Origin of the sequence: Halorubrum rarum, from assembly GCF_048380895.1 — an archaeon.
Taxonomy (GTDB): Archaea; Halobacteriota; Halobacteria; order Halobacteriales; family Haloferacaceae; genus Halorubrum.
In genome coordinates this window covers 1-21,436 of sequence record NZ_JBLWMN010000016.1, presented here as the reverse complement: position 1 = coordinate 21,436, position 21,436 = coordinate 1, and the positions used below count along the sequence as shown (strand labels likewise).

At 58.4% G+C, this 21,436-nt stretch carries 29 protein-coding genes and 1 pseudogene; 25 read left to right on the top strand and 5 right to left on the bottom strand.

The features are described 5' to 3' along the window. The first annotated feature begins 2 nt into the window (after positions 1 to 2). Genes ACNSN7_RS11890 through ACNSN7_RS11790 form a run of 21 tightly spaced genes read left to right on the top strand, consistent with a single transcriptional unit; the run spans position 3 to position 12,161 of the window. Positions 3 to 467 (top strand): 50S ribosomal protein L22, encoded by a 465-nt coding sequence (locus ACNSN7_RS11890; RefSeq protein ID WP_418282510.1) that lies wholly within the window; start codon positions 3 to 5, stop codon positions 465 to 467. Beyond that, on the top strand, positions 467 to 1,402 hold the full coding sequence (locus ACNSN7_RS11885) for a 30S ribosomal protein S3 (protein ID WP_418282509.1): 936 nt from the start codon (positions 467 to 469) through the stop codon (positions 1,400 to 1,402). The genes ACNSN7_RS11890 and ACNSN7_RS11885 overlap by 1 nt, the downstream gene beginning before the upstream one ends. Positions 1,403 to 1,405: 3 nt before the next feature. Beyond that, a complete protein-coding gene (gene rpmC / locus ACNSN7_RS11880) occupies positions 1,406 to 1,618 on the top strand; it encodes a 50S ribosomal protein L29 (protein WP_418282508.1) in 213 nt (70 codons plus the stop codon). 2 nt (positions 1,619 to 1,620) lie between these two features. After that, on the top strand, positions 1,621 to 2,079 hold the full coding sequence (locus ACNSN7_RS11875) for a ribonuclease P protein component 1 (protein ID WP_418282507.1): 459 nt from the start codon (positions 1,621 to 1,623) through the stop codon (positions 2,077 to 2,079). Next, on the top strand, positions 2,070 to 2,414 hold the full coding sequence (locus ACNSN7_RS11870) for a 30S ribosomal protein S17 (protein WP_418282506.1): 345 nt from the start codon (positions 2,070 to 2,072) through the stop codon (positions 2,412 to 2,414). The genes ACNSN7_RS11875 and ACNSN7_RS11870 overlap by 10 nt, the downstream gene beginning before the upstream one ends. Then, complete coding sequence (locus ACNSN7_RS11865) at positions 2,414 to 2,812, top strand: 50S ribosomal protein L14 (protein WP_418282505.1); 399 nt, start codon at positions 2,414 to 2,416, stop codon at positions 2,810 to 2,812. The genes ACNSN7_RS11870 and ACNSN7_RS11865 overlap by 1 nt, the downstream gene beginning before the upstream one ends. Positions 2,813 to 2,814: 2 nt before the next feature. Continuing rightward, positions 2,815 to 3,171 carry a 50S ribosomal protein L24 gene (rplX, locus tag ACNSN7_RS11860; protein ID WP_418282504.1) on the top strand — a complete coding sequence of 119 codons (357 nt, stop codon included), beginning with the start codon at positions 2,815 to 2,817 and terminating at the stop codon, positions 3,169 to 3,171. Beyond that, on the top strand, positions 3,168 to 3,923 hold the full coding sequence (locus tag ACNSN7_RS11855) for a 30S ribosomal protein S4e (protein WP_418282503.1): 756 nt from the start codon (positions 3,168 to 3,170) through the stop codon (positions 3,921 to 3,923). Before rplX ends, ACNSN7_RS11855 begins: the two co-directional genes overlap by 4 nt. Further along, a complete protein-coding gene (locus tag ACNSN7_RS11850; RefSeq protein WP_418282502.1) occupies positions 3,916 to 4,440 on the top strand; it encodes a 50S ribosomal protein L5 in 525 nt (174 codons plus the stop codon). The genes ACNSN7_RS11855 and ACNSN7_RS11850 overlap by 8 nt, the downstream gene beginning before the upstream one ends. Further along, positions 4,437 to 4,610: a 30S ribosomal protein S14 gene (locus ACNSN7_RS11845; RefSeq protein WP_418282501.1), complete on the top strand. Its 174-nt coding sequence runs from the start codon at positions 4,437 to 4,439 to the stop codon at positions 4,608 to 4,610. The genes ACNSN7_RS11850 and ACNSN7_RS11845 overlap by 4 nt, the downstream gene beginning before the upstream one ends. 2 nt (positions 4,611 to 4,612) lie before the next feature. Beyond that, complete coding sequence (locus ACNSN7_RS11840; RefSeq protein ID WP_418282500.1) at positions 4,613 to 5,005, top strand: 30S ribosomal protein S8; 393 nt, start codon at positions 4,613 to 4,615, stop codon at positions 5,003 to 5,005. Between the two features lie 2 nt (positions 5,006 to 5,007). Beyond that, on the top strand, positions 5,008 to 5,541 hold the full coding sequence (locus tag ACNSN7_RS11835; protein WP_418282499.1) for a 50S ribosomal protein L6: 534 nt from the start codon (positions 5,008 to 5,010) through the stop codon (positions 5,539 to 5,541). Positions 5,542 to 5,544: 3 nt separating this feature from the next. Continuing rightward, positions 5,545 to 6,255, top strand: a complete 711-nt coding sequence (locus tag ACNSN7_RS11830; RefSeq protein WP_418282498.1) for a 50S ribosomal protein L32e — start codon at positions 5,545 to 5,547, stop codon at positions 6,253 to 6,255. Beyond that, entirely contained in the window at positions 6,248 to 6,709 is a 462-nt protein-coding gene (locus tag ACNSN7_RS11825) for a 50S ribosomal protein L19e (protein ID WP_418282497.1), read from the top strand. Before ACNSN7_RS11830 ends, ACNSN7_RS11825 begins: the two co-directional genes overlap by 8 nt. Next, on the top strand, positions 6,709 to 7,266 hold the full coding sequence (locus ACNSN7_RS11820) for a 50S ribosomal protein L18 (RefSeq protein WP_418282496.1): 558 nt from the start codon (positions 6,709 to 6,711) through the stop codon (positions 7,264 to 7,266). Before ACNSN7_RS11825 ends, ACNSN7_RS11820 begins: the two co-directional genes overlap by 1 nt. Then, positions 7,259 to 7,906 (top strand): 30S ribosomal protein S5, encoded by a 648-nt coding sequence (locus ACNSN7_RS11815; protein ID WP_418282495.1) that lies wholly within the window; start codon positions 7,259 to 7,261, stop codon positions 7,904 to 7,906. The genes ACNSN7_RS11820 and ACNSN7_RS11815 overlap by 8 nt, the downstream gene beginning before the upstream one ends. Continuing rightward, a complete protein-coding gene (locus tag ACNSN7_RS11810; RefSeq protein WP_418282494.1) occupies positions 7,906 to 8,370 on the top strand; it encodes a 50S ribosomal protein L30 in 465 nt (154 codons plus the stop codon). The genes ACNSN7_RS11815 and ACNSN7_RS11810 overlap by 1 nt, the downstream gene beginning before the upstream one ends. Beyond that, the gene (locus ACNSN7_RS11805) at positions 8,367 to 8,861 is read left to right on the top strand and encodes an uL15m family ribosomal protein (RefSeq protein WP_418282493.1); all 495 of its coding nucleotides are present in this window, start codon (positions 8,367 to 8,369) and stop codon (positions 8,859 to 8,861) included. The genes ACNSN7_RS11810 and ACNSN7_RS11805 overlap by 4 nt, the downstream gene beginning before the upstream one ends. 2 nt (positions 8,862 to 8,863) lie before the next feature. Then, positions 8,864 to 10,336 (top strand): preprotein translocase subunit SecY, encoded by a 1,473-nt coding sequence (secY, locus tag ACNSN7_RS11800; RefSeq protein ID WP_418282492.1) that lies wholly within the window; start codon positions 8,864 to 8,866, stop codon positions 10,334 to 10,336. Between the two features lie 55 nt (positions 10,337 to 10,391). After that, a complete protein-coding gene (locus ACNSN7_RS11795; protein ID WP_418282491.1) occupies positions 10,392 to 11,033 on the top strand; it encodes a hypothetical protein in 642 nt (213 codons plus the stop codon). Between the two features lie 3 nt (positions 11,034 to 11,036). Further along, positions 11,037 to 12,161 (top strand): tyrosine-type recombinase/integrase, encoded by a 1,125-nt coding sequence (locus ACNSN7_RS11790; RefSeq protein ID WP_418282490.1) that lies wholly within the window; start codon positions 11,037 to 11,039, stop codon positions 12,159 to 12,161. Positions 12,162 to 12,439: 278 nt separating this feature from the next. Here the strand turns inward: ACNSN7_RS11790 and ACNSN7_RS11785 are convergent, their stop codons facing one another. From ACNSN7_RS11785 to ACNSN7_RS11775, 3 genes are all read right to left on the bottom strand, one after another. Beyond that, positions 12,440 to 13,300 carry a hypothetical protein gene (locus ACNSN7_RS11785; RefSeq protein ID WP_496923306.1) on the bottom strand — a complete coding sequence of 287 codons (861 nt, stop codon included), beginning with the start codon at positions 13,298 to 13,300 and terminating at the stop codon, positions 12,440 to 12,442. A 29-nt stretch (positions 13,301 to 13,329) separates the two neighbouring features. Continuing rightward, positions 13,330 to 14,502, bottom strand: coding sequence for a hypothetical protein (locus ACNSN7_RS11780; protein WP_418282488.1), 1,173 nt, complete (start codon positions 14,500 to 14,502; stop codon positions 13,330 to 13,332). A gap of 478 nt (positions 14,503 to 14,980) precedes the next feature. Next, complete coding sequence (locus ACNSN7_RS11775) at positions 14,981 to 17,551, bottom strand: TrlF family AAA-like ATPase (protein WP_418282487.1); 2,571 nt, start codon at positions 17,549 to 17,551, stop codon at positions 14,981 to 14,983. A gap of 458 nt (positions 17,552 to 18,009) precedes the next feature. On the opposite strand from ACNSN7_RS11775, the gene ACNSN7_RS11770 reads away from it, so the two are divergent. Then, the gene (locus ACNSN7_RS11770; RefSeq protein WP_418282486.1) at positions 18,010 to 18,354 is read left to right on the top strand and encodes a DUF7964 domain-containing protein; all 345 of its coding nucleotides are present in this window, start codon (positions 18,010 to 18,012) and stop codon (positions 18,352 to 18,354) included. An 11-nt stretch (positions 18,355 to 18,365) separates the two neighbouring features. Further along, positions 18,366 to 19,397 (top strand): PD-(D/E)XK nuclease domain-containing protein, encoded by a 1,032-nt coding sequence (locus ACNSN7_RS11765; protein ID WP_418282485.1) that lies wholly within the window; start codon positions 18,366 to 18,368, stop codon positions 19,395 to 19,397. Positions 19,398 to 19,433: 36 nt separating this feature from the next. Here the strand turns inward: ACNSN7_RS11765 and ACNSN7_RS11760 are convergent, their stop codons facing one another. Continuing rightward, positions 19,434 to 19,631, bottom strand: a complete 198-nt coding sequence (locus ACNSN7_RS11760; RefSeq protein ID WP_418282484.1) for a DUF7386 family protein — start codon at positions 19,629 to 19,631, stop codon at positions 19,434 to 19,436. Between ACNSN7_RS11760 and ACNSN7_RS11755 the strand changes: the two genes are divergently transcribed. Then, positions 19,610 to 20,461, top strand: a complete 852-nt coding sequence (locus ACNSN7_RS11755; RefSeq protein ID WP_418282483.1) for an IS5 family transposase — start codon at positions 19,610 to 19,612, stop codon at positions 20,459 to 20,461. The genes ACNSN7_RS11760 and ACNSN7_RS11755 overlap by 22 nt on opposite strands. Positions 20,462 to 20,730: 269 nt before the next feature. After that, on the top strand, positions 20,731 to 21,084 hold the full coding sequence (locus ACNSN7_RS11750) for a DUF7344 domain-containing protein (protein WP_418282482.1): 354 nt from the start codon (positions 20,731 to 20,733) through the stop codon (positions 21,082 to 21,084). 255 nt (positions 21,085 to 21,339) lie between these two features. Here ACNSN7_RS11750 and ACNSN7_RS11745 read toward each other — a convergent pair. Beyond that, positions 21,340 to 21,436 (bottom strand): annotated as a pseudogene (locus ACNSN7_RS11745) (IS5/IS1182 family transposase); the annotation flags it as partial.

Genomic DNA, 21,436 nt, shown 5'->3' with positions numbered 1-21,436 from the left:
CCATGGGAATCAACTACAGCGTCGAGGCCGACCCGGAGACCACCGCCAGAGGGATGCTCCGCGAGCGGCCCATCAGCGTGAAGGACAGCAAGGAGATCTCCCGAGAGATCAAAGGCGAGACCGTCGCCGACGCCGAGGAGTTCCTCCAGGCCGTCATCGACGAGGAGCGGTCGGTTCCGATGCGCCAGCACAACGCCGGCGCGGGCCACCGCTCGGACATCGACGGCTGGGACGCCGGCCGATACCCGGAGAAGGCGGCGAAGGACTTCCTCAAGCTCCTAGAGAACGTCAAGAACAACGCGATCGAACAGGGGTTCGACGGCGACGAGATGGTCATCAAACACGTCGCCCCGCACAAGGTCGGCGAACGACCCGGTCGGAACCCGCGCGCTGCGGGTGCGACCCAGTGGAACACCACGCTCGCCGACGTCGAACTGATCATCGAGGACCCGGAGGCTGACGAATAATGGCTGACGAACACCAATTCATCGAGGACGGACTTCGCCGGTCGCAGATCAACGAGTTCTTCGCGGACGAACTCGGTCGTGCCGGCTACGGCGGCATGGACGTCGCCAAGACGCCGATGGGCACGCAGATCGTGTTGAAGGCCGAAAAGCCCGGAATGGTCATCGGCAAGGGCGGAAAGAACATCCGAAAGATCACCACCGAACTCGAGGAGCGATTCGACATGGACGACCCGCAGATCGACGTTCAGGAGGTCGACGAACCCGACCTGAACGCCCAGATCGTCGCGGACCGTCTCGCGAACGCTCTCGAGCGCGGCTGGTACTTCCGGAAGGCGGGCCACACCACGATCGACCGGATCATGGAGTCCGGCGCGCTCGGCGCGGAGATCGTCCTCTCGGGGAAGGTCACCGGTGCCCGTTCGCGCGTGGAGAAGTTCAACCGCGGCTACATCAAACACAACGGCGAACCCGCCCAGGAGGTCGTCGACCACGGCAAGGGCGTCGCCGTGATGAAGCTCGGGACGATCGGCGTCAACGTCAAGATCATCCCGCCGGGAGCGAAGCTTCCGGACGACTTCGACGTCCGCGAGGACGCCGAGGTCCCCGAGGTCGAACAGGCGCTCGAGGGCGACGACGACGGCGTCGAGGCCCTGCTCGAGGAGGAGCCCGAGGCGGTCCCTGAAGCCGACGACGACGTCGAGGTCCCCGACGAGGACCCCGCCGACGTCATCGACGAGGACATCGTCGAGGAGGTCGTCGAGGAGACTCAGACGACCGCGGAGGACGCGACGGACGTCGCGGCCGAGGAGCCCGTCGAGACGGGCGACGTCGACGACGACGTCGACGACCTCGACGACCTCGACGAGGAGATCGAATCGGAAGCCGCCGACCTCGTGGCGGAGATGGAAGCGGCCGACGAGGAGACGGAGGAATAACACATGGCGATCCTCTACACCGAAGAGATCCGGGACATGACGGCCGCCGAGCGGGAGGTCGAACTCGAGGAGCTCGAAACCGAGCTGCTCAACACGAAGGCCCAGCAGGCCGCCGGCGGAATGCCGGAGAGTCCCGGCCGAGTGAACGAACTGAAGAAGACGATCGCGCGGATCAAGACGATCCAGCAGGAAGAAGGCGACTTCGACGACGAATAACGATGATAACCCCCGAAACGATCACGCGACACGAACTCATCGGCCTCCCGGTTCGGGTGGTCGACGCCGACAGCGACGCCCATGTGGGCATCGCCGGTCGCGTGCTGCGTGAGACCGCTCACACCCTCGTGGTGCGAACGGGCTCGGGGGACAAACGCGTGCCCAAGTCGGGCACGACGTTCGAGTTCGCGGTCGTCGATACCGTAACCGCACGCACAGATGAAGCCGCCGACGACTGCCAGTCGTCGGGGTCCACGTCCCAACTCGGGTCGGATACTACGGGGGTCCGCCCCCGTCAGTCCGGCCCGTCCGGGTCCACGAGCGTCGTCGACGGTGACGACGCGGATCCGGCGAGCCGGCGCGGCGAGTGCAAAGACGTGGTCTACGTAACGGTGGATGGCACGCGGTTGCGGCATCGACCCGCCGAACGCACCGAACGAGGTGTCACACAATGGCGATAGGAATCGACGTACCCACGCCTCCGGAGCCAGACAACCCGGAGGATTACGACTACGAGAAATGCCCGTTCTTCGGGCAGCTCTCCGTCCGCGGCCAGGTCCGAGAGGGCACGGTCGTGTCGACGGATATGGAAAAGACCGTCATCGTCGAGCGGGAATACGACGTGTTCGTACCGAAATACGATCGGTACATGAAGCGTCGTTCGCGCATCCCGGCACACGTGCCGGGCGTGCTCGACTCGCTCGAAGAAGGTGACGAAGTGAAGATAGCCGAAACGCGACCGCTCTCGAAGACGAAGTCCCACGTCGTCGTCGAGAACCTCTCGGGTGATCAGTGATGGAGGCGCTCAAAGCCGACGTCACGCAGGGCCTCTCGAAGGGCTCGCTCATCACGTGCGCCGACAACACCGGCGCGCGCGAGCTGAAGGTGATCTCCGTGGCCGGCTACTCCGGCACGAAGAACCGCCACCCGAAGGCAGGTATCGGCGACAAGGTGACCGTCTCGGTCACGAAAGGGACTCCGGAGATGCGGCGGCAGGTGCTGGAGGCGGTCGTCGTCCGCCAGCGCAAGTCGATCCGCCGTCCGGACGGCACGCGTGTCCGGTTCGAGGACAACGCGGCCGTGATCATCGACGACCTCGATGAGCCGCGGGGCACGGAGATCAAAGGCCCCGTCGCCCGCGAGGTCGCCGAACGATACGGGAGCATCGCTTCCACGGCAACGATGATCGTCTAACCATGACGAAACAGCCACGCAAACAACGAAAGCAGTCGGAGACCGCGCCGCTCCACGAGCGGCAAAATCAGGTCCGAGCCACCCTCACGGAGGAGCTTCGCGAGGAGTACGGCCAGCGGAACGTCCGCGTCAACGCGGGCGATACCGTCGAGGTGCTTCGCGGCGACGACGCCGGCACGGAAGCCGAGGTCGTCACCGTGGATCTCTCCTCGAAGCGGATCACGGTCGAGGACGTCACCGTCGAGAAGGCGGACGGGGAGGAGGTTCCCCATCCGATCCCGGCGAGCAACGTCCGCGTGACCGATCTGGACCTCGAAGACGAGCGCCGCCAGGCGCGGCTCCAGGAGGACAACGAATGACGCGACATCAGAAACGACTGGCAGTACCGAACTCCTGGCCGGTCGAGCGAAAGACGAACACGTTCACGGTGAAGGCGGGCGCGGGCCCGCACGGCGAGGCGGGCGTACCGCTCGTCATCCTGCTGCGGGACGTGCTCGGCTACGTCGACTCGACGAAGGAGGCGCGCTACGCGCTGAACCACGACTCGATCCTCGTGAACGGCGACGCCGTCTCGGACGAGCAGCGTCCGATCGGGATGTTCGACATCCTGGCGTTCCCGGCACGCGGAGAGCACTTCCGCGTGTTCCCCGACGAGGGTGGTCGGCTCGCGCTGACCCCCATCGACGAGGCGGACGCGGACGGGCGACTCGGCAAGGTCACGAACAAGTCCGTCGTTCCCGGCGGAGACGTCCAGTTGACGCTTCACGACGGAACGAACGTCCGCGTCGACGACGACGCGGACTACGACACCAAGGACTCGGTCGTCATCGACACCGAATCCAAGGAGATCGTCGCCCACTTCGAGTACGGAGAGGGCGCACTGGTCACCGCCGTCGCCGGCCAGCACGCCGGTCGAATCGGCGAGATCGACGAGATCGACGTCACGCTCGGCTCCGGATCGAACAGCGTCACCGTCGTCGACGACGACGACGGCTACGAGACCGTCGAGGAGTACGTCGTCGTCATCGACGAGAACTTCGTCGACGACGACGTGGCCGCCGAGGAGGACGACTCCGCGGCGACCGACGAGACGGGTGATTCGGATGAGTGAAACCGAGAGCGCGACCCACGAGATGCGAGAGGCGTTTCTCGAGAAGGTCGTCGTCCACATGGGCGTCGGGCAGGGCGGTGAGCCGCTCGCCGACGCCGAGGACATCATCGAGGCGATCACCGAACAGCAGTCCGTTCGGACGACCGCGAAAAACACCATCGCCGAGTTCGGGATCCGCAAGGGCGACCCGATCGGCGTGAAGGTGACGATCCGCGGCGAGGACGCCCACGAGTTCCTCGACACCGCACTGGAGCTGGTCGATATCTCCGAGCGGCAGTTCGACGACACCGGCAACCTGAGCTTCGGCGTCGACGACCACACCGACTTCCCGAGCCAGGAGTACAACCCGAACATCGGCATTTACGGACTCGACGTGACGACGACGATCGTCCGACCGGGCTACCGCGTCGCCAAACGCGACAAGGCGACCCGATCGATCCCGTCGAATCACCGGATGACGGCCGAGGACGCGATCGCGTTCCTCGAAGCGAACTTCGACGTGGAGGTAACGGAATGAGCGAAGCAAACGAAGAGACGGGCGAACACGCCGCGAAACGCACCGGCCAGCAGCACGAGTGTCGGCGCTGCGAGCGCAAGCAGGGGCTCGTCGGAAAGTACGACATCAACCTCTGCAGACAGTGTTTCCGCGAGGTCGCTCGAGACATGGGATTCGAAAAGTACAGCTAATCATGGCAGGAAACGACCCCTTCGCCAACGCGCTCGCAGGCATGGACAATGCCGAGAGCGTTGGCCACCTGTCGTTTACGGTAGAGCCCGCCTCAAACATCATCGGCTCCGTTCTCGAGGTCTTTTACGACCGCGGGTACGTCGACGGCTTCGAGTTCGTCGACGACGGGAAAGCCGGGAGATTCGAGGTTGAACTGAAAGGCGCGATCAACGAATGTGGCGCAGTCAAGCCCCGCTACTCGGCGGGTGCGGACGAGTTCGAGAAGTGGGAGAAGCGGTTCCTCCCCGCCCGAGACTACGGGACGCTCATCGTCACGACGAGCCACGGCGTCATGAGCCACTACGAGGCCCGAGAGGAGGGTATCGGTGGCCAAGTGATCGCATACGTCTACTAACAATGAACAGAGTAGCAATCGATATCCCGGACGACGTCTCCGCCGAGATCGACCACCTCGACCTCACCGTCGAAGGGTCCAACGGGAGCGTCACGCGACGCCTCTGGTACCCCGACGTGACGGTTACCGTCGAGGACGACGCGGTCGTCATCGAGTCCGAAGCGGAGGACGCGAAGACGAACGCGACGGTCGGAACGTTCGAGAGCCACGTTGCCAACATGATCCACGGTGTGACCGAGGGATGGGAGTACACGATGGAAGTGTACTACGCCCACTTCCCGATGCAGGTCAACGTGGAGGGTGACGAGGTCGTCATCGAGAACTTCCTCGGGGAGCGCGCGGCTCGCCGCACCCCGATCCGGGGAGACACTGAGGTACAGGTCGACGGCGAGACGGTGACGCTGACGGGCTCCGATAAGGAGGCCGTCGGGCAGACCGCCGCCGACATCGAACAGCTGACGAAGGTGACCGACAAGGACACGCGCGTCTTCCAAGACGGCGTGTACATCGTCGAGAAGCCCACCGGAGGTGCCTAACGCATGGCCGAAGAACTCGAAGACATCAGCGGTGTCGGTCCCTCGAAGGCGGACGCCCTTCGCGAGGCCGGCTACGAGACGGTCGAGGACGTGAAGGCCGCCTCCCAGTCGGAGCTCTCCGAGGTCGACGGCGTCGGAAACGCGCTCGCTGCGCGTATCAAAGCCGACGTCGGCGGTCTGGAAGTCGACGAGGAGGCGGACGCGGAGATCGAAGACGAGACGGACGAGGAGGAGGCCGACGAGGAGGAGGCCGACGACGAGGACGTCGAGACGGAGCTTCGCCCCCGCGGTCACGCCGACAAGACGCCGGAACTGGACGAGGAGACCGCTCGCGCGCTCGCACAGAAGCACCGCGAGGGGAAACCGCAGTTCAACCGGCAGGACTACCACAAGAAAAAGCGCATCCCCACCTCGTGGCGCAAGCCGCGTGGCGGGCTCTCCAAGCAGCGACGCCGGATGAAAGGGAAAGGCGACGTCGTACAGGCGGGCTTCCGCTCGCCGAGGGCGTCGCGTGACCTGCATCCGAGCGGCTTCGAGGAGGTCCGTGTGCACAACACGGACGACCTCGAGGGCGTCGACGGAGACACGCAGGCGGTCCGAATCGCCTCGAAGGTCGGCGCGCGCAAGCGCGAACTGATCGAAGACGAGGCCGAAGAGCAGGAGATCCGCGTGCTCAACCCGACCTACGAGGAAGTGGAGGTCGACGATGAGTGATCTGAAAGCCCAAAAGCGGCTGGCCGCCGACGAACTCGACGTCGGGAAGGGCCGCGTCTGGCTCGACCCCGACGCACAGGAGGAGATCGCCGACGCGATCACTCGCGAGGACGTTCGCGAGCTCATCGATCAGGGAACGATCCAAGCGAAGGACGCGAAGACGAACTCCCGCGGTCGTGCCCGCGAGCGCGCCGAGAAGCGCTCGTACGGCCACCAGACCGGAGCCGGGACCCGCAAAGGGAAGTCCGGCGCGAGACAGAACACGAAAGACGACTGGAAGGCGCGGATCCGCGCACAGCGGGCCCGCCTGAAGGAACTCCGGGACGACGAGGACGTCCTCGACGCGTCGGAGTACCGTACGCTGTACAACAAAGCGAGCGGTGGCGAGTTCGAGGACGTCGCTCGTCTGGAGGCGTACATTCGGACGCAGTTCGGTTACGAGGTGACGGAATAATGGCGACAGGACCACGATACAAGGTGCCGATGCGGCGCCGTCGCGAGGTCCGGACGGATTACCATCAGAGGTTGCGCCTGCTGAAATCGGGCAAGCCTCGCCTGGTCGCCCGGGTGAGCAACGCTCACGTCAGGGCGCAGCTGGTGACCCCCGGTCCGAACGGCGACGAGACCCACGCGGCCGCCTCCAGCGAGGAGCTCGGCGAGTACGGCTGGGACGCCCCAACGGGCAACCTTCCCAGCGCGTACCTCACCGGCTATCTCGCGGGCGCTCGTGCCGTCGATGCCGGCCTCGACGAGGCCGTCCTCGACATCGGGCTCAACACGGCGACGCCCGGCAACAAGACGTTCGCAGTACAGGAAGGAGCGATCGACGCGGGCCTCGAGATCCCCCACAACGACGACGTGCTGGCCGACTGGTCGCGCACGCGAGGCGAGCACATCGCCGCGTACGCCGAGCAGCTCGACGAGCCGCTGTACGCGGGGGAGTTCGACGCCACCGACCTACCCGAGCACTTCGACGACGTGCTCGCGACCATCCAGGAGGACCATGAGTAGACACAACGACGGCTGGGAGCCACGGACGCGACTCGGCCGCAAGGTACAGGACGGCGACGTGACGTCGATGGAACAGGCGCTCGACTCCGGCCTCCCGCTGAAGGAGGCCGAGATCGTCGACCAGCTCCTCCCGGGGCTCGAAGACGAAGTGCTGGACATCAACATGGTCCAGCGCATGACCGACTCCGGCCGCCGCGTGAAGTTCCGCTGTGTGGTCGCCGTGGGTAACCGCGACGGCTACCTCGGCTACGCGCAGGCGCGAGACGATCAGGTCGGCGGCGCGATCCAGAAGGCGATCGACGTCGCGAAGCTGAACATCATCAAGGTGGATCGTGGCTCCGGCTCCTGGGAGGACCAGCCCGGCGGCACGAACTCGCTGACGCGGAAGGCGACCGGCAAGGCCGGCTCCGTCACCGTCGAGATCAAGCCCGCCCCGCAGGGGCTCGGGCTGGCGGCCGCGGAAACGGTTCGGCACATCCTGGAGCTCGCCGGCGTCGAGGACGCCTGGACGAACTCCGACGGTAACACGCGAACGACGGTGAACCTCGCGAAGGCGACGTTCAACGCCTTGGAGAACGCGGCGCAGTCCCGCACGCCGGAACACGCGCGACAGGTTCACTACGACGAGGTGAGCGAGTGATGCAGGCGATCGTTCAGCTCCGCGGCGACGTCAACCTGAACTACGACGTGGAGGACACGCTCGACATGCTGAACGTCGGACGCGTCAACCACGCGACGTTCGTCCCCGAGACGGACTCCTACCGCGGCATGATCACGAAGGTGAACGACGTCGTCGCGTTCGGCGAGCCGACCGTCGACGCGGTTGCGACCACCATCGCTCGACGCGGCGAGCCGCTCGAAGGCTCGGCCGACATCGACGACGAGTGGATCGCGGACAACACCGACTACGACGACCTCGAGGCGCTCGCAGAAGCGCTCGTCGACGAGGAGACGACGCTGCGCGAGCAGGGTCTCTCGCCGACGCTGCGACTCCACGCGCCCCGCGGCGGTCACGACGGAATCAAGCACCCGGTCATCGAGGGCGGCGAACTCGGCCGTCACACGACCGAGGAGATCGATGCACTGCTGGAGGCAATGCGATGAGCAAGAAACGTCGACAGCGCGGCTCACGAACGCACGGCGGCGGCACGCACAAGAACCGGCGCGGTGCCGGACACCGCGGCGGTCGCGGTGCCGCGGGCCGCTCGAAACACGAGTTCCACAACTACGGACCGCTCGGCAAGCACGGCTTCAAGCGCCCCGAGGACGCCCAGACGGACGTCCTCGAGGTGAGCGTCCAGAAGCTCGACGAGGACGCGGCGCTGTACGCCGCGGAGGGTCTCGCCGAGGAGGACGGTGACGCGTACGTGGTCGACGCGCGTGACGTCGTCGAGGACGGCCACGACGCCGACGTCGTGAAGGTGCTCGGCGGCGGACAGGTTCGCCGCGAGCTCCACGTCACTGCGGACGCCTTCACGGCCGGTGCGGTCGAGCTCATCGAGGAGGCCGGCGGCGACGCCGTCCTCTCCGAGCGCGCCGAGCGCGCCGAGGACGAACCAGAAGACACATCAGACGACGAGACTGACGAGGCGTAATCATGAGCTGGAAGGAGGTCGCCGAACCGGTACTCACGCGGATGCCCGTCGTGGAGCGACCCGCGGGCCACGTTCCGTTCAAGCGGAAGCTCGCGTGGACGGCCGGGATCCTGATCGTCTACTTCTTCCTGACCAACATCAACCCGTTCGGGTTGTTGGCTGGTGGGGGAACGGACTTCTTCGGGCAGTTCCGGTCGGTGCTCGCCGGTGAGCACGGCTCGCTCCTGCAGGTCGGCATCGGTCCGATCGTGACGGCGTCGATCGTGCTCCAGCTGCTCGGCGGAGCGAACCTGCTCGGGCTCGACACGAACGACCCGCGGGATCAGATCCTGTATCAGGGGCTCCAGAAGCTGCTGGTGATCATCGTCACCGCGATGACCGCGGCACCGATGGTGTTTACCGGCGAGTTCCTCCCGTCAGATCCGGCAGTCGCCGCCGCACTCGGTATCGGTGAGTTCGGCGTCGAACTGTTGATCTTCATACAGGTGTTCATCGGCGGCGTCCTCATCCTGTTCATGGACGAGATCGTGAGCAAGTGGGGCGTCGGATCCGGGGTCGGGCTGTTCATCATCGCCGCAGTGAGCCAGCAGATCGTCGGCGGGTTCTTCAGCTTCTCCATGCTCGGGGAGACCGGGTTCTTCGCGAGCTGGTTCGGGATCGCCACCGGACAGATCCCGTTGGAGTCACCGCTGACGCCGACCGGACTCGAACAGCTACTGTTCGCTCCCGGAAACGTGCTGGCGCTTTTCACCACGGTCTTCATCTTCGGGATCGTCGTGTACGCGGAGTCGGTCCGCGTCGAGATACCCCTCTCACACGCACGTGTGAAGGGTGCTCGCGGCCGGTTCCCCGTAAAGCTCATCTACGCGTCCGTCCTGCCGATGATCCTCGTTCGCGCACTGCAGGCGAACATCCAGTTCTTCGGCCAGATCCTCTCCTCGCAGTGGGCGGGGATGCCCGAGTGGCTGGGGGTATACGGCGACCAAGGAGAGCCCGTTTCCGGGTTCTTCTACTACCTGAACCCGATCCAGCAGCCGACGCAGTGGATGTGGTTCCTCGGGGAGATCCCGGCGACCGTCGAGCCGTGGATGATCGCCCTTCGCATCGCGATCGACCTGACGTTCATGGTCGTCGGCGGTGCGATCTTCGCGATCTTCTGGGTCGAGACGACCGGGATGGGCCCGGAGGCGACCGCCAAGCAGATCCAGAACTCCGGGATGCAGATCCCCGGTTTCCGTCGGAACCCGCAGGTCGTCGAGAAGGTAATGGAACGGTACATCCCGCAGGTGACCGTCATCGGCGGTGCCCTCGTCGGACTGCTCGCGGTCATGGCGAACATGCTGGGTACGATCGGCTCCGTCTCCGGTACGGGCCTGCTGCTCGCGGTCTCGATCACGTACAAGCTGTACGAGGAGATCGCCGAGGAGCAGCTCATGGAGATGCACCCGATGATGCGCCAGATGTTTGGCGATTAGGGCGACCCGTTGGGTCACCCACGCTTTATTTATACAGTACTGCGTAGGCAGTCGTATGTCGGATTCGCATAAAGGAGTACGCCTACATGTCCGTGTCTCTCCGAGTAAAAAAGAGGAGTGGATGGATTCGTTGGACGAGGGCGAGACACTAACGTCGCTCGTTACCAACGCCGTCGATCACGAGCTCAGTAATGAGTACGTTCACGTTGACGCCGTTGAAGGATTGACCGGCGGCGATTCTGTAGAGGTTGATGTGTCGGGGATCACTGACCGGTTGGACGAAATACAGGCGACCGTGTCAGCGGTTCACCGGGAGATCGATGACGTGTCTGTCCAGGTGTCGAAGCCTGACGAAAGCCGGATTCAAGATCTAGCGATGGATGTTATTACGATGGTGCCGCGGTACCGTGATTTACCAACCAATGTTTTGAACGGGATTGACGCTAAAGTCCCGTCGGGCGCAGATGCTGATGAACAGCGAGCGGTGCGATTACGCGTGTTACCTCAAGCGATTGAGAAAGCATCGAAATCACAGTCGGAACCGGACATTAACGGGTCTGCGTATAAAATCGGGGTTGATCTTGACGCCGATTCTATTGTCGTTCGGCAAGCGTTGATTTACCTCGAACGGCGGACAACCGAGAACGTCCACTCGGTGGTAGCAGACGGGACGCGGCACTGGTTCCGGGGTGTGTAAGGTATGCGTGACGAGAAAGGGATGTTTTCGTCGCCTGAGGATAAGCAGATCTCGTCGGAATCGGAGGAGTTGCTCGGTCTGTACCTACATTCGCTGAAAGAGCAAAAGACGGATACGAAACAGTCAACGCTGGACACGAGACGCCGCGAAGTACGGTACTGGTTAGCGTTTTGCGAACACAACGATGTTGATCCTCTAGCGGCTGAGACGCGTCACGTCAGGGGGTACATTCAGTCGATCACGCATTTAGCCGGGACCACGGTCACTAGTTACTACCGGTCCGTGCAGTCGTTCTACTCAATTGTTGAGAATGACCAGCGCGAACCGCGGTTGTCGTTAGAGAACGGGCACCCATGTCCAGATCATAACACGATTGATCTCAAGGAAGATTACCGGATTTTTAACAATGCAGAGTATAAGAAACAGCATAGATTATCGCCTGAGGACGTCGATGTCGCTCGTGACAAGTCAGAGACCGTGCTCGCGCTCAAACCGGAGCACGTTCACGAGTTATTCGACAACGTTCCAGGGAAAACCCCGGAAACCCGACTCCGTAACAAGATTGCTGTCAGGCTGAACTGGTACACGGCGTGCCGGTCTACTGAGTTGGAGAGCATGACGATTGAAGGGATTGACTGGGACGAGTGTAAAATCAGTATCCGGTCAGCGAAGCTCAACGTGGACGAGCACGGCGATTTAATCAAGCGTGACGTGTTCTTCCCTCAGGAATTCAAATTCGAGTTGCAGCGGTGGTGTGAGCGTGTGAGGCACGCGTTCTCCTCCGCGGTTGACCCCGAAGCGGGGCGGATTCTCTGCACGACGCATAAGGATCACATGCAAAGCTGGCACATCAACGACATCGTCAAGACCGCGGCGGAGAACGCCGGAATTCAACGCCCGCTCCGACCGGTGAACCCGGGTCCGGACGACGAGGTGAAAGAATGGTTCGTCACCACTCATAGAATCCGTCGCAGCGCGATTTCGCACTGGGTGAATGACGTGGACGCGCTCGACCTGCACCAGGTTCGGAGGATCGCGGGGCATGCGCAGATCGAGCGCACAATGACGTACGTCGAACCGGACGACGAAGCGCTCGCTCAGGATTACCAACGCGGGATGGATGCGTGACTCGTCCTGACTGGTGCGGTAACGCGAACTGATTTGACACGTTGTTTAGCGGAGTACGATACGTCGGCTGTTATGAATGAACTCTGAGTTTTCGTTGATACTTTATTAAAATTGTTCGTTGTGAACCGTACCTTGCAATCGCAGTAGCTACAACAGGGACATGATTAGTGTATCTTCGACTCGTAATTGTCCTTCCTTGAGACAGAGTATGTTGTTCTAATGTTTTAATAAGGCTGGTCGAGTCTATCAAAGGAAACCCAAACTCAAACAGAACCGGATTAAAACTCACCCAACTTCTTTTGAGCCAGTTCTTCCTCAAGGTCAGCAATAAATTCGTCCGCCTTATTCCGCAGAGCTTGGAACGAACTCGATTTATGGAACCACGCCGGCTGATTGTCCTTCTGCACCTTCCGCAGATGCTCATCTAACCCCTTCTTATTGTACTTATCAAGGAAATCTTCGCCCCACGACCGCAACTCCTTCTTTTTCTCCTCACTCATCGAACCCCAGAGCTTGTGCGACTCAGCCAACAGTTCATCCACGTTGAACGGGTCTGACCCATACTCACCCGCCAGCTGAATCGCAGCATTCAACATATATATACAGAACAGAGTATGATCCTCATCCTCGGCATCAAACGGATAGTAATCCGTTGGGATGTCTTTCCCGTGAGACACCTCTATCGGGAACGCATCATCAAGATCGGACTCACCAAACCCTTCTGACCCGACAATCTCGATACGAAGGTTCGCATCCCCAACGTGTGCCTCAAACTGCACTGTCGTGAAATCGAACTCGCTCAAGTCATGGATATCGGTCAGATCGCCGAACGAAGAGTATGAGAAGTCGGCACTCAGTTCTTCAGGAGGAACACCTTGGACAGCCCCCCGAAGCACTAGCTTGTCGGGATTCCGAACAGCTGTTTCGTACCGCTCGTTCTGATGGTCTTTTAGGTGATATGACTTGAAATCCAATAGCAGACTATGATTACGCCGATGAGCGGTCAGAATCAAATCAGGCTGAATATAGTCCCCCTTGATAGTGAACCCTGGTTCAATGATGTCCACGGTATACCCTAGCTTAGCGAGTGTGTCCGGGAATCGGTCGTCTAGTTGGCACAAACCAATCCACGCATTCATCTGTACCGTATGGGGCGACAGATAGTACGTCATTGTGCAGTTAGGCCAACCTTCGAGTTCGCTGGGTCACTTCGCTCGCCAAAGGAAGCCTCTGCATCGTAGTACCGCTGGATATTCGAGAAAATCCGCAAGGCAGTATTCCCGCACGCGTCGTCTGGGAGATAGAGGCGAATCCAATCCCGTTTGATTTCTAGCGTGAAGCTGTCGTTGTTGTGGAGATCGGTACCTCGAACCTTGTAGTAGTCGTCCGCAATCCAGGTACCAACCCCCCAGAGTCGCAGTGGTTTCGTGGCGGAGGTGATGCTGTCGGCGAACTCTTTCAGGTTCTCAATCGAGTTGGCGAGGTTGATTACTATTGGAGTTCCTTCGATGGATTGGCCTGATGAATGCCGTTCGTCCTCCTCAGCCTCAATTTCTCGGATTGGATACCCAATCCGCCCTTCTTCCTCGATCCCTCGAATGAGGTCTGCATAGAGTTCGCGGATGATTTCGACGAACGATAGATGTGCTTGAATGTCATCACCGCCCCTAGTGGTTATCCGGCCATTATTGTCGATCCGCTCAATCACGACTCCCTCCTCCATTTCCCGGCGAATTTTCACTGAGGACAACGACAGGAACCGCTTCAGGTCAGCATCGCTCAACGCATCCAGTAGCCAGCTAGTACCCTGACCTGAACTCTGAATCGACAACTCACCAAATGGGAGATGATCGTCAATATATTCCTCAGAGAACACATCCTCAGCATCGTAATTGATGCCTGCCCCTTGGAATTCGCCAAGCTTAGTGAAGTAACGTTGTAGCTGCGCCGGGAACCAGAGATAATCCAGCCCACTTCGCTCTGCCATGATCAAGCCCTCCATCGCGTCCTTCGCCGGTCGGGATTTCTCTATTGAATAGAACGTCCAGAACCGCTCATCCTGACTATCCAGATAGAACGACAGGATTCCCTCCTCATCTTTGTCGCTTGAAGTATCGATGAGTACCTCAAACAGGCTGTAATCCACCTTCCCGACAGTCACATGCTCGAATTGTTCCTCAAGCGTGGTGGGATCAATATTGGTTTCCACGAGGAAGGATTTGAGCATATTCTGTTTGTAGTTCAGCTTCTGCTCCTCCAACAGTTGGTCATATGTGCCTTCTATGACGTGCTGGAAATGCTCGTATAGTTCCCGTCGGTCCGTCGGTTCTAGAGGTGGCATAGGTAATTCACGAAATCGGCCCTTGATTGCCCATTGGCGTATAACGGTTGAAAGGATTTGGCATAGACCGTAAGTAAAATTCCTCGGGGCGGCCGTTTTTGCCACTGTGAAATGCAGAGGAGTTGACCACCAACGGTGAGATCTCCTGTGTGTCCCGGACTGAAGCAGAAAACGGTGGAGCCGGAGAATTCGCCATGACAGTCCAATTACGCAAAATCCGGTAGAGTGGTTCCTTACCACGTTCCAGAGCCAAGTCACGACTGGATTGGTGTCTGTACATCGCCAACAGGCCGTATATGACGGAGAATACAGTGACGGTACATCGATCGATTCCTGCCGCAATCACCCGCAAACAGGGGGTCGAACGTGGCGACGTCTTCACCTTTGAAGCCGACACTGATGATGGAGGCCGATTAGTCCTCCAATGCACAAGAGTCTACGACGGTGGATGAGTACGATGAATTGACCGTTAAGCCCACTAAACGACTCTGTGATACATCTCTCTTCGCCTCTTGAAAGCCAGTTCGCCGCCCTCAAGAATGTCCTGTGCAAGTGCTTTGATCCCATCGTCGTCAATTGATCCGCAGTTCCGATAGAAACCAGCACGTCCGTTAGATCTCATAACGACGATTTGCTCAGCATCGCCTATAATCGGAATATTCGCATTATGAGTTGCCGCAATGACCTGACGGTCCTGTTTGATCGAACGGAGGATATCTACCACATCGGTGAAGATAAACTTGTTGTCGAGCATGTCCTCCGGTTGATCGATGATCAACGGCACATCACGCTCGATCATAGCGATAGAGAGGAGGGCCGTGCATTGCTGCCCGTCGGACATCTCGGTGAGTTCTTTCCAACCGCCGTCGTTGAGTTCGATGACGGGACGATCGTGGATTTCGTATAGTTCCAACTTGGTCAGTTGCTCGACGAGGTCGTCGTGAGTGACGAAATTCTCTGCAGTTGTCGGGGTAACATCGGCGAGATCACTCAGAGTTTCAGTGTCCTCGTTACGAACAATCTCGGCTAACTCCGGCGGGTCGATGGTCTCGGTGATCTGCTCTTTGTGTTCCGTCCAGACGCTTGACCCTTCCAGAACGTGATTTATCCAGTCGGTGTACTCGATCCGGTTAGACTGGCTGTGCAGTGCCACTCTGACATTCCCAAGGTGGGCGTTCAGTTGTTCAACCCCCTCATTTCGAGCGTCACTGAGGTCCTGTCGGGCCGTTTGGAGGTCCTCTAGAAGATCTGACTTCTCATCCCGAGCTATCTGAAGGCGCTCTCGCTCTTCTTCTAATTCCTCGGAGACTCCTCTCAGTTCCTCCAAGTCGGCCTTTTTATCGAAGAACTCCTCGATATCAACACCGATCTCCTCTTGAATCTCGTCTGCGAGAGACTCGTGCTCCTCCTCACGCTGCTCGTTCTCCGCGTTCCACTCATCTCGAATTTCCTCGATATCTTCACGTCCCTCACTGACGATGCTCTCGAACTCCTCCTCGCGTTCAGCGAGCTCATCCCGTAGACCCGATATCGTATCGTCTACCGATTCAAGCAAATCTTCGTTTGGCCCACCGTCAATTTCGGTGACCGAGAGCTGGTCAGCGAGAGCGAGCGATGAAACTTCTTCTTCTATCGCTTCGACGTCTTCGATGACATTACTGAGCGCAGTCCGTTCCTGTTCCCACTCTTCTTGGCCCTCGACATATTCGCCCACCCCCTTCTGCTCCATCACCTCGACCTGCTGTTTCAATGCCTCAAATCGCTCCTCTTCGGCCTTGAGCGAGGCGACCCCCTCACGGAGATCAGCGATCTCACGGTTCTTCGTTCTGATATCCTGTTTTACCGACTCACGTGCCGCGGTCTCCTCAGTGATGTCGAAGTAGGAGTCAAGTAGGTCCAGTTGGTCAATCTCGTTCCTGGCCAACTCGATCAGCTCCCTCTGGCTGTGGATCTCGACATCGAAGAATTCCGTTCTAAACTGCTCGATCGTTAGGTCTACATCCTGTGGCTTGCCGTCCTCAGTAGTCGGCATCCGTTCGATTTCTGGCTCTTCGTCGTACTCTCGTCTGATTCGGTACTGATCACCATTCGAGGCGGTGACTAACAGTTTCACTATTCCATCGGGCCGAAGAGTGTTCTCGATGAGGGTGGTGTAGTCCTCTTTGATATCATCCGAGCGCGGATCTACGTCCAGAGCGTATCGGATGTGCTCGACAACGGTCGATTTCCCTGTCCCCTTTCCTCCGATTAGACAGTTGAGGTTCTTGTTTAATTGGAGATGCCTCTCCTGCAGGAACCCGTTGTGAGCGAGTAGCCCGTCAACACTCGGATGCGTTGTCGGCTCGTCAATCAGGGACAGCCGGGAGTCCGGATCTGCGAACGCGGTACGGAGCCCTTCGAAGCAGGGCGAATCCATTTTGATATAGGCATGTCGCACTCCGATATCCGCCAGCGAATGCGCGTCAGAGGATCGGATGTGAGCGAACTCCTCGAACTCGTCGGCAGTCTCCTCCGCGACCACCTCCAGTGCGGCGACCTTTTCGGCGTCGAACACCCTCTGCCGGGTCGGGTTGTTCCGATCGGCTAACTCGTAGTCGGCACCGGCCGCCACATCGATGTGCGCTAATATCGGAAGCCCACCATAATCACGAGTTTTTTCGCAGATCTTCGGAATTGTGTCATCAGCAATTGCCTCCTCCGGATCGCCTCTGATGCCGATGTCGTGGAGAAACAGGGAAAGGACATCGGCTTCTCCAGGCGGGAAAATAGCAGTCATGTGTATCTGGTGTTCTCCACTCTGCCCCGTCGTTATTTCCACTCCCGGCAGCACTGTGACGCTGGAATCCTCGGCTGCCTCTTGAAGCCTCTCGAAATACTCCCCGGTGTTGTGGTCCGTGACTGCCACTAGATCGAGGTCTTCTCTCTCGAATCCCGCGACTAAGTCATCTGGCTCAGCACCTGGATCCTCGTAATCGTGTGATCCCGGTGTGTGGACGTGGAGGTCGGCCTTATAGAATTTCGCCCCGCCCGTCGTATCAAATGACACCATGGAGTTATCATGTAATTACCTGTGTCCGACATATAGTTGAGGGGGGAAACATAATTTTGCCGAAGTATCCCATAACCCCGACAAAGACGCAAAATAGACATTACCCACGTCTCAGGCAGGCTAATAATGGTCATTCCACCATGCATCCGGTGTATTCGGATAACTACTGAATTGGCGAATTACCCACATCACTGTGGAAAGGCCAAGACGATAACCGGGAATGACGACTTGTCTGAGAAATCGAAACCAAAACGCCGCATATATCCTGGTTTTGTCCCCATTTCTGCGCAATCCTTAACATTTTGAGAGTTCGTTAAAGAAGTATGGTATGAGGTTCAAATCCACTGCGAATAGACCGAGCAAGCAGAGGTGTTGATCGTCGATGTTCTGGCAGTGGTCGATGTCCTCAACACGATTCTCAGGGAACCTTCATATGTCGTGTCTCCGTGGGTGCCACTATGTCCAAAGAATCCGGGCTCATTTCGTCACTCCCCGATAAACCGCTCAGTAGATCTGTTGTGGAAACTATTGACGACACCGATGGCATACGGAGGACAATATCACCGACTTGGCAAGCTCCGGTTCAAGGCGACGGTGAGATCACTGAGGATCTCATCATTATCACCGCCAATCGTGTCCGATACTTATCCCGAGAACGCGGCGAGGGATGGGTCATTATGCGGAACGAGACATACGCAGATGACGAAGAATTTGAGCATGTGATGGACGACATCCACGACTACGCCTGTGATTACTCCGAGGAGCGTATCGAGAGAAAGGTACGCGAAGATCGCGGAGAGTAGAGACACAACCTATGCATAACGGGTTCTCATCTTACAAAAATAAGAAAGCCCCTGATAGCGATGAAAATATATCTACTGTACTGCGAATTACTGAACGAGACAACGGTATTGAACTCAGCATCTCCTGCAAGGAAGCAATCAAGTCCGGGACTTCCTTCAAAACTCAGCAGAGCAGTGATTTAACGCTATCCGGTTTGTTTGATGCTCAGGTCTTGGACATAGTCCAGTTACTTGAGAAATGGATTGGATCAGAATCGTACCCTACAGTGAAGCTTGAAATAGACGATGTTGATGGAATTCATACCTATGAGGAGTCCGAATCATACGGCCGTTCGAGATCTCATGAAATCGAATTCACAGAGATTACAATCACAGTCAGTAAGCAATCTGTCGAATTTGCTTACTGGAACGAATCTACAACAGAGTGGATGGATGTATCAATCCCCTCCTCAGAAGTAGTTGATCACGGTGTTCCTCAGAACATTCAGAATGTCACGAAGCTCTATCAGACGTTCTATGACTTCTTCACCATCGAATATTCCGATGAGACAGACTATTTCGAAGAAGAGGGCCCCATTTCATCTGAGAAGCCATCAGTCTATCAAATAGAGCAAATTTTTAACCGGTTTGGTGAAATTTCCATCCCACTTCAAGAACGGAGAGAAGACAGAGAACCGCTTACGATAGATGATGAAGCCGATGTTCAGTATCTTCTACATGCTCTTCTCAAACTATATTTTGATGATGTTCGGAGGGAACCTCATACCGAGCGGCACAGCTCTGTCGATCCTCGAATCGACTTTTTAGTACAGGATGAGACCATCGGTATTGAGGTTAAGCGGGCTTCCCCTACTCGCAGAGAGAAATCACTTCGGAAGGAATTATCTGAGGATAAGGAACAGTACCGCCTTGATACGAATATTGATACCCTTCTCATTTTCGTATATGACCCACTGAAACAGATTGAAAACAAGGCTGAGTTTGAGGACTCATTCGAGCAAGAAACCCCTCAGATGAAGACCAAAATAACGGTTGCGAGATAGTTGGAGCACTTTTAGCTGAACTGGTTTTCGCCGACGCTATCGCCACTTCGACTCGATTGAGGTGCGGTAACGCAGGCCGAGTACCGATGTGTTACAGCAGTCCTTCACTGTCATAGCAGGGTACTCGTCGCGGACATAGTTGAGATTCTCCTTGGATTGGCCTTGTTGAAACCCTTGCTGGCAAACATGATGGACGAGTAGTCTGAGACAGGATGGTTTCCCTTCCGAAGTCACGTCTCCTTCGATTCGTTGAACGGGCTATGGTGTTGGCTCGCCGTGCTGTGGCACAGTTCTCGACTCGATATTCACGGAAGCGATTCACGCTCCGCCAGCACGTCGTTCTGCTCTGTCTCAAGGTGAAGAAGACGACCACGTACCGTGACCTCGTTGATGAGCTCATCGAGATGCCTCGCATTCGTGACGCCCTTGATCTCGATTCGATCCCCGCGCCCTCGACACTTTGCAAGGCTTTCGACCGCTTAGAGATGGCCGTCTGGCGGGTTCTGCTGAACGGTTCACTTGCGGACGTGCCGCTGAACGGTGTCATCGGCATTGATGCGTCCGGATTCGAGCGGGCGCATGCATCAACTCACTACACGAAGCGAACCAACCTCACCATACAGCAATTGAAGACGACGCTGTTGGTCGATACAGCGACCAACGCCATTCTCGATGTTCACGTGACGACAACGCGAAAGCACGATACGCAGATTGCACCACAGGTAGTGAAACGGAACGCACAGTACATCTCGATCTTGACCGGTGACAAGGGCTACGACGACCAGAAGCTCCGGCAACTCGCCCGGGGGCTCAATATTCGCCCGGTCATCAAGCACCGCGAGTTCACACCGCTCCACAAGGCATGGAATGCCCGACTGGACAGCGGTCTCTACAATCGACGAAACATGAACGAGACAGTCAACGCGGCGATTAAGCAGAAATTCGGCGCGTTCGTGCGGTCGCGCCGCTGGTGGAAGCAATTCCGCGAACTCGTCATCAAGTGCGTCGTGTATAACATCGAGCGGGCGTTCGCAGTCGCCGAGAACAACTGTGGACCGGCGTAGTGCCGATACCGACGGATGGTGAAGAGACGTGGTAGCTTTGCTGAAACCACGTCGCAGTAATTCGACAATCATGCTACAACACCCACAACCATTTCCCTCTCGGGAACCAAGACATCGTACGGAGCCCAGCACACACTGTGCGTTTAGCCCCAACGGTGGGGGCTGCTTGAAACGGGATTACCCGTTCGCAGTCATCCATTTCTCTTCGCGCATCGCCTGCGCGGAACGCATCACTCAGTGAGGCGTTTCGCAACGAGAGCTATCGGCAAATGTCAGCAAAAAAAAGCGAGGAGAATGGCGGCTCACTGAGCGAACTGTTCGAGATTCTCAGCCACGAGTACCGCCGCCGCATTCTCATGGCTGTTGCAGAGCAAAATCCGCAGGATGAGGACGACATCGCATCGGAGTTGAGCGCGGATGGGCACGAGGAAGATGGTGACGCGCTAGACACACTACACCTGCAACTCTATCACGCCCATCTCCCAAAACTGGCCGATGCAGGATTCGTCGATTGGGATCGGGATACCGGGACTATCACACGCGGCCCACAGTTCGAGGAGATCGAGCCCCTTCTCAGATTGATGCACGACCATCAGGACGAGTTGCCAGACGACTGGCCGTAACCTTCTACAGTTGGTTTAGTGAGCGTCGTCTTCAATAAGAAGGGAATAGATCTCGGCAGAATGGGCTGAGTTGTCATCACCAGAGGGTTTCAACAAGGCCGTTTTTGATATCATCGGAGGGGTAGTGGGGAACAATCTGGCTCTGGAAACCCTTTCCGTTGTATCGCCCACCTGTACTGAGCGACCCGACCTGATCGAACTGGGATATGAGTCTGTGGGAGATACGCACCCTGGGCCTTGTTTAGACGCCAGCGTTCAGCGATCTGCCACCTCGATTGCGCGTTCGATGTTTCGCACCGCTGATTTCATGACAAGTTCGCGGAATTGACCGAACCACGTTCTGGCCCACAGC

Bases quoted from the DNA above. Each gene is read 5' to 3' on its own strand.
- ACNSN7_RS11890 (WP_418282510.1), top strand. From the start codon at position 3: ATGGGAATCAACTACAGCGTCGAGGCCGACCCGGAGACCACCGCCAGA.
- ACNSN7_RS11885 (WP_418282509.1), top strand. From the start codon at position 467: ATGGCTGACGAACACCAATTCATCGAGGACGGACTTCGCCGGTCGCAG.
- rpmC (WP_418282508.1), top strand. From the start codon at position 1,406: ATGGCGATCCTCTACACCGAAGAGATCCGGGACATGACGGCCGCCGAG.
- ACNSN7_RS11875 (WP_418282507.1), top strand. From the start codon at position 1,621: ATGATAACCCCCGAAACGATCACGCGACACGAACTCATCGGCCTCCCG.
- ACNSN7_RS11870 (WP_418282506.1), top strand. From the start codon at position 2,070: ATGGCGATAGGAATCGACGTACCCACGCCTCCGGAGCCAGACAACCCG.
- ACNSN7_RS11865 (WP_418282505.1), top strand. From the start codon at position 2,414: ATGGAGGCGCTCAAAGCCGACGTCACGCAGGGCCTCTCGAAGGGCTCG.
- rplX (WP_418282504.1), top strand. From the start codon at position 2,815: ATGACGAAACAGCCACGCAAACAACGAAAGCAGTCGGAGACCGCGCCG.
- ACNSN7_RS11855 (WP_418282503.1), top strand. From the start codon at position 3,168: ATGACGCGACATCAGAAACGACTGGCAGTACCGAACTCCTGGCCGGTC.
- ACNSN7_RS11850 (WP_418282502.1), top strand. From the start codon at position 3,916: ATGAGTGAAACCGAGAGCGCGACCCACGAGATGCGAGAGGCGTTTCTC.
- ACNSN7_RS11845 (WP_418282501.1), top strand. From the start codon at position 4,437: ATGAGCGAAGCAAACGAAGAGACGGGCGAACACGCCGCGAAACGCACC.
- ACNSN7_RS11840 (WP_418282500.1), top strand. From the start codon at position 4,613: ATGGCAGGAAACGACCCCTTCGCCAACGCGCTCGCAGGCATGGACAAT.
- ACNSN7_RS11835 (WP_418282499.1), top strand. From the start codon at position 5,008: ATGAACAGAGTAGCAATCGATATCCCGGACGACGTCTCCGCCGAGATC.
- ACNSN7_RS11830 (WP_418282498.1), top strand. From the start codon at position 5,545: ATGGCCGAAGAACTCGAAGACATCAGCGGTGTCGGTCCCTCGAAGGCG.
- ACNSN7_RS11825 (WP_418282497.1), top strand. From the start codon at position 6,248: ATGAGTGATCTGAAAGCCCAAAAGCGGCTGGCCGCCGACGAACTCGAC.
- ACNSN7_RS11820 (WP_418282496.1), top strand. From the start codon at position 6,709: ATGGCGACAGGACCACGATACAAGGTGCCGATGCGGCGCCGTCGCGAG.
- ACNSN7_RS11815 (WP_418282495.1), top strand. From the start codon at position 7,259: ATGAGTAGACACAACGACGGCTGGGAGCCACGGACGCGACTCGGCCGC.
- ACNSN7_RS11810 (WP_418282494.1), top strand. From the start codon at position 7,906: ATGCAGGCGATCGTTCAGCTCCGCGGCGACGTCAACCTGAACTACGAC.
- ACNSN7_RS11805 (WP_418282493.1), top strand. From the start codon at position 8,367: ATGAGCAAGAAACGTCGACAGCGCGGCTCACGAACGCACGGCGGCGGC.
- secY (WP_418282492.1), top strand. From the start codon at position 8,864: ATGAGCTGGAAGGAGGTCGCCGAACCGGTACTCACGCGGATGCCCGTC.
- ACNSN7_RS11795 (WP_418282491.1), top strand. From the start codon at position 10,392: ATGTCGGATTCGCATAAAGGAGTACGCCTACATGTCCGTGTCTCTCCG.
- ACNSN7_RS11790 (WP_418282490.1), top strand. From the start codon at position 11,037: ATGCGTGACGAGAAAGGGATGTTTTCGTCGCCTGAGGATAAGCAGATC.
- ACNSN7_RS11785 (WP_496923306.1), bottom strand. From the start codon at position 13,300: ATGAATGCGTGGATTGGTTTGTGCCAACTAGACGACCGATTCCCGGAC.
- ACNSN7_RS11780 (WP_418282488.1), bottom strand. From the start codon at position 14,502: ATGCCACCTCTAGAACCGACGGACCGACGGGAACTATACGAGCATTTC.
- ACNSN7_RS11775 (WP_418282487.1), bottom strand. From the start codon at position 17,551: ATGGTGTCATTTGATACGACGGGCGGGGCGAAATTCTATAAGGCCGAC.
- ACNSN7_RS11770 (WP_418282486.1), top strand. From the start codon at position 18,010: ATGTCCAAAGAATCCGGGCTCATTTCGTCACTCCCCGATAAACCGCTC.
- ACNSN7_RS11765 (WP_418282485.1), top strand. From the start codon at position 18,366: ATGCATAACGGGTTCTCATCTTACAAAAATAAGAAAGCCCCTGATAGC.
- ACNSN7_RS11755 (WP_418282483.1), top strand. From the start codon at position 19,610: ATGGTTTCCCTTCCGAAGTCACGTCTCCTTCGATTCGTTGAACGGGCT.
- ACNSN7_RS11750 (WP_418282482.1), top strand. From the start codon at position 20,731: ATGTCAGCAAAAAAAAGCGAGGAGAATGGCGGCTCACTGAGCGAACTG.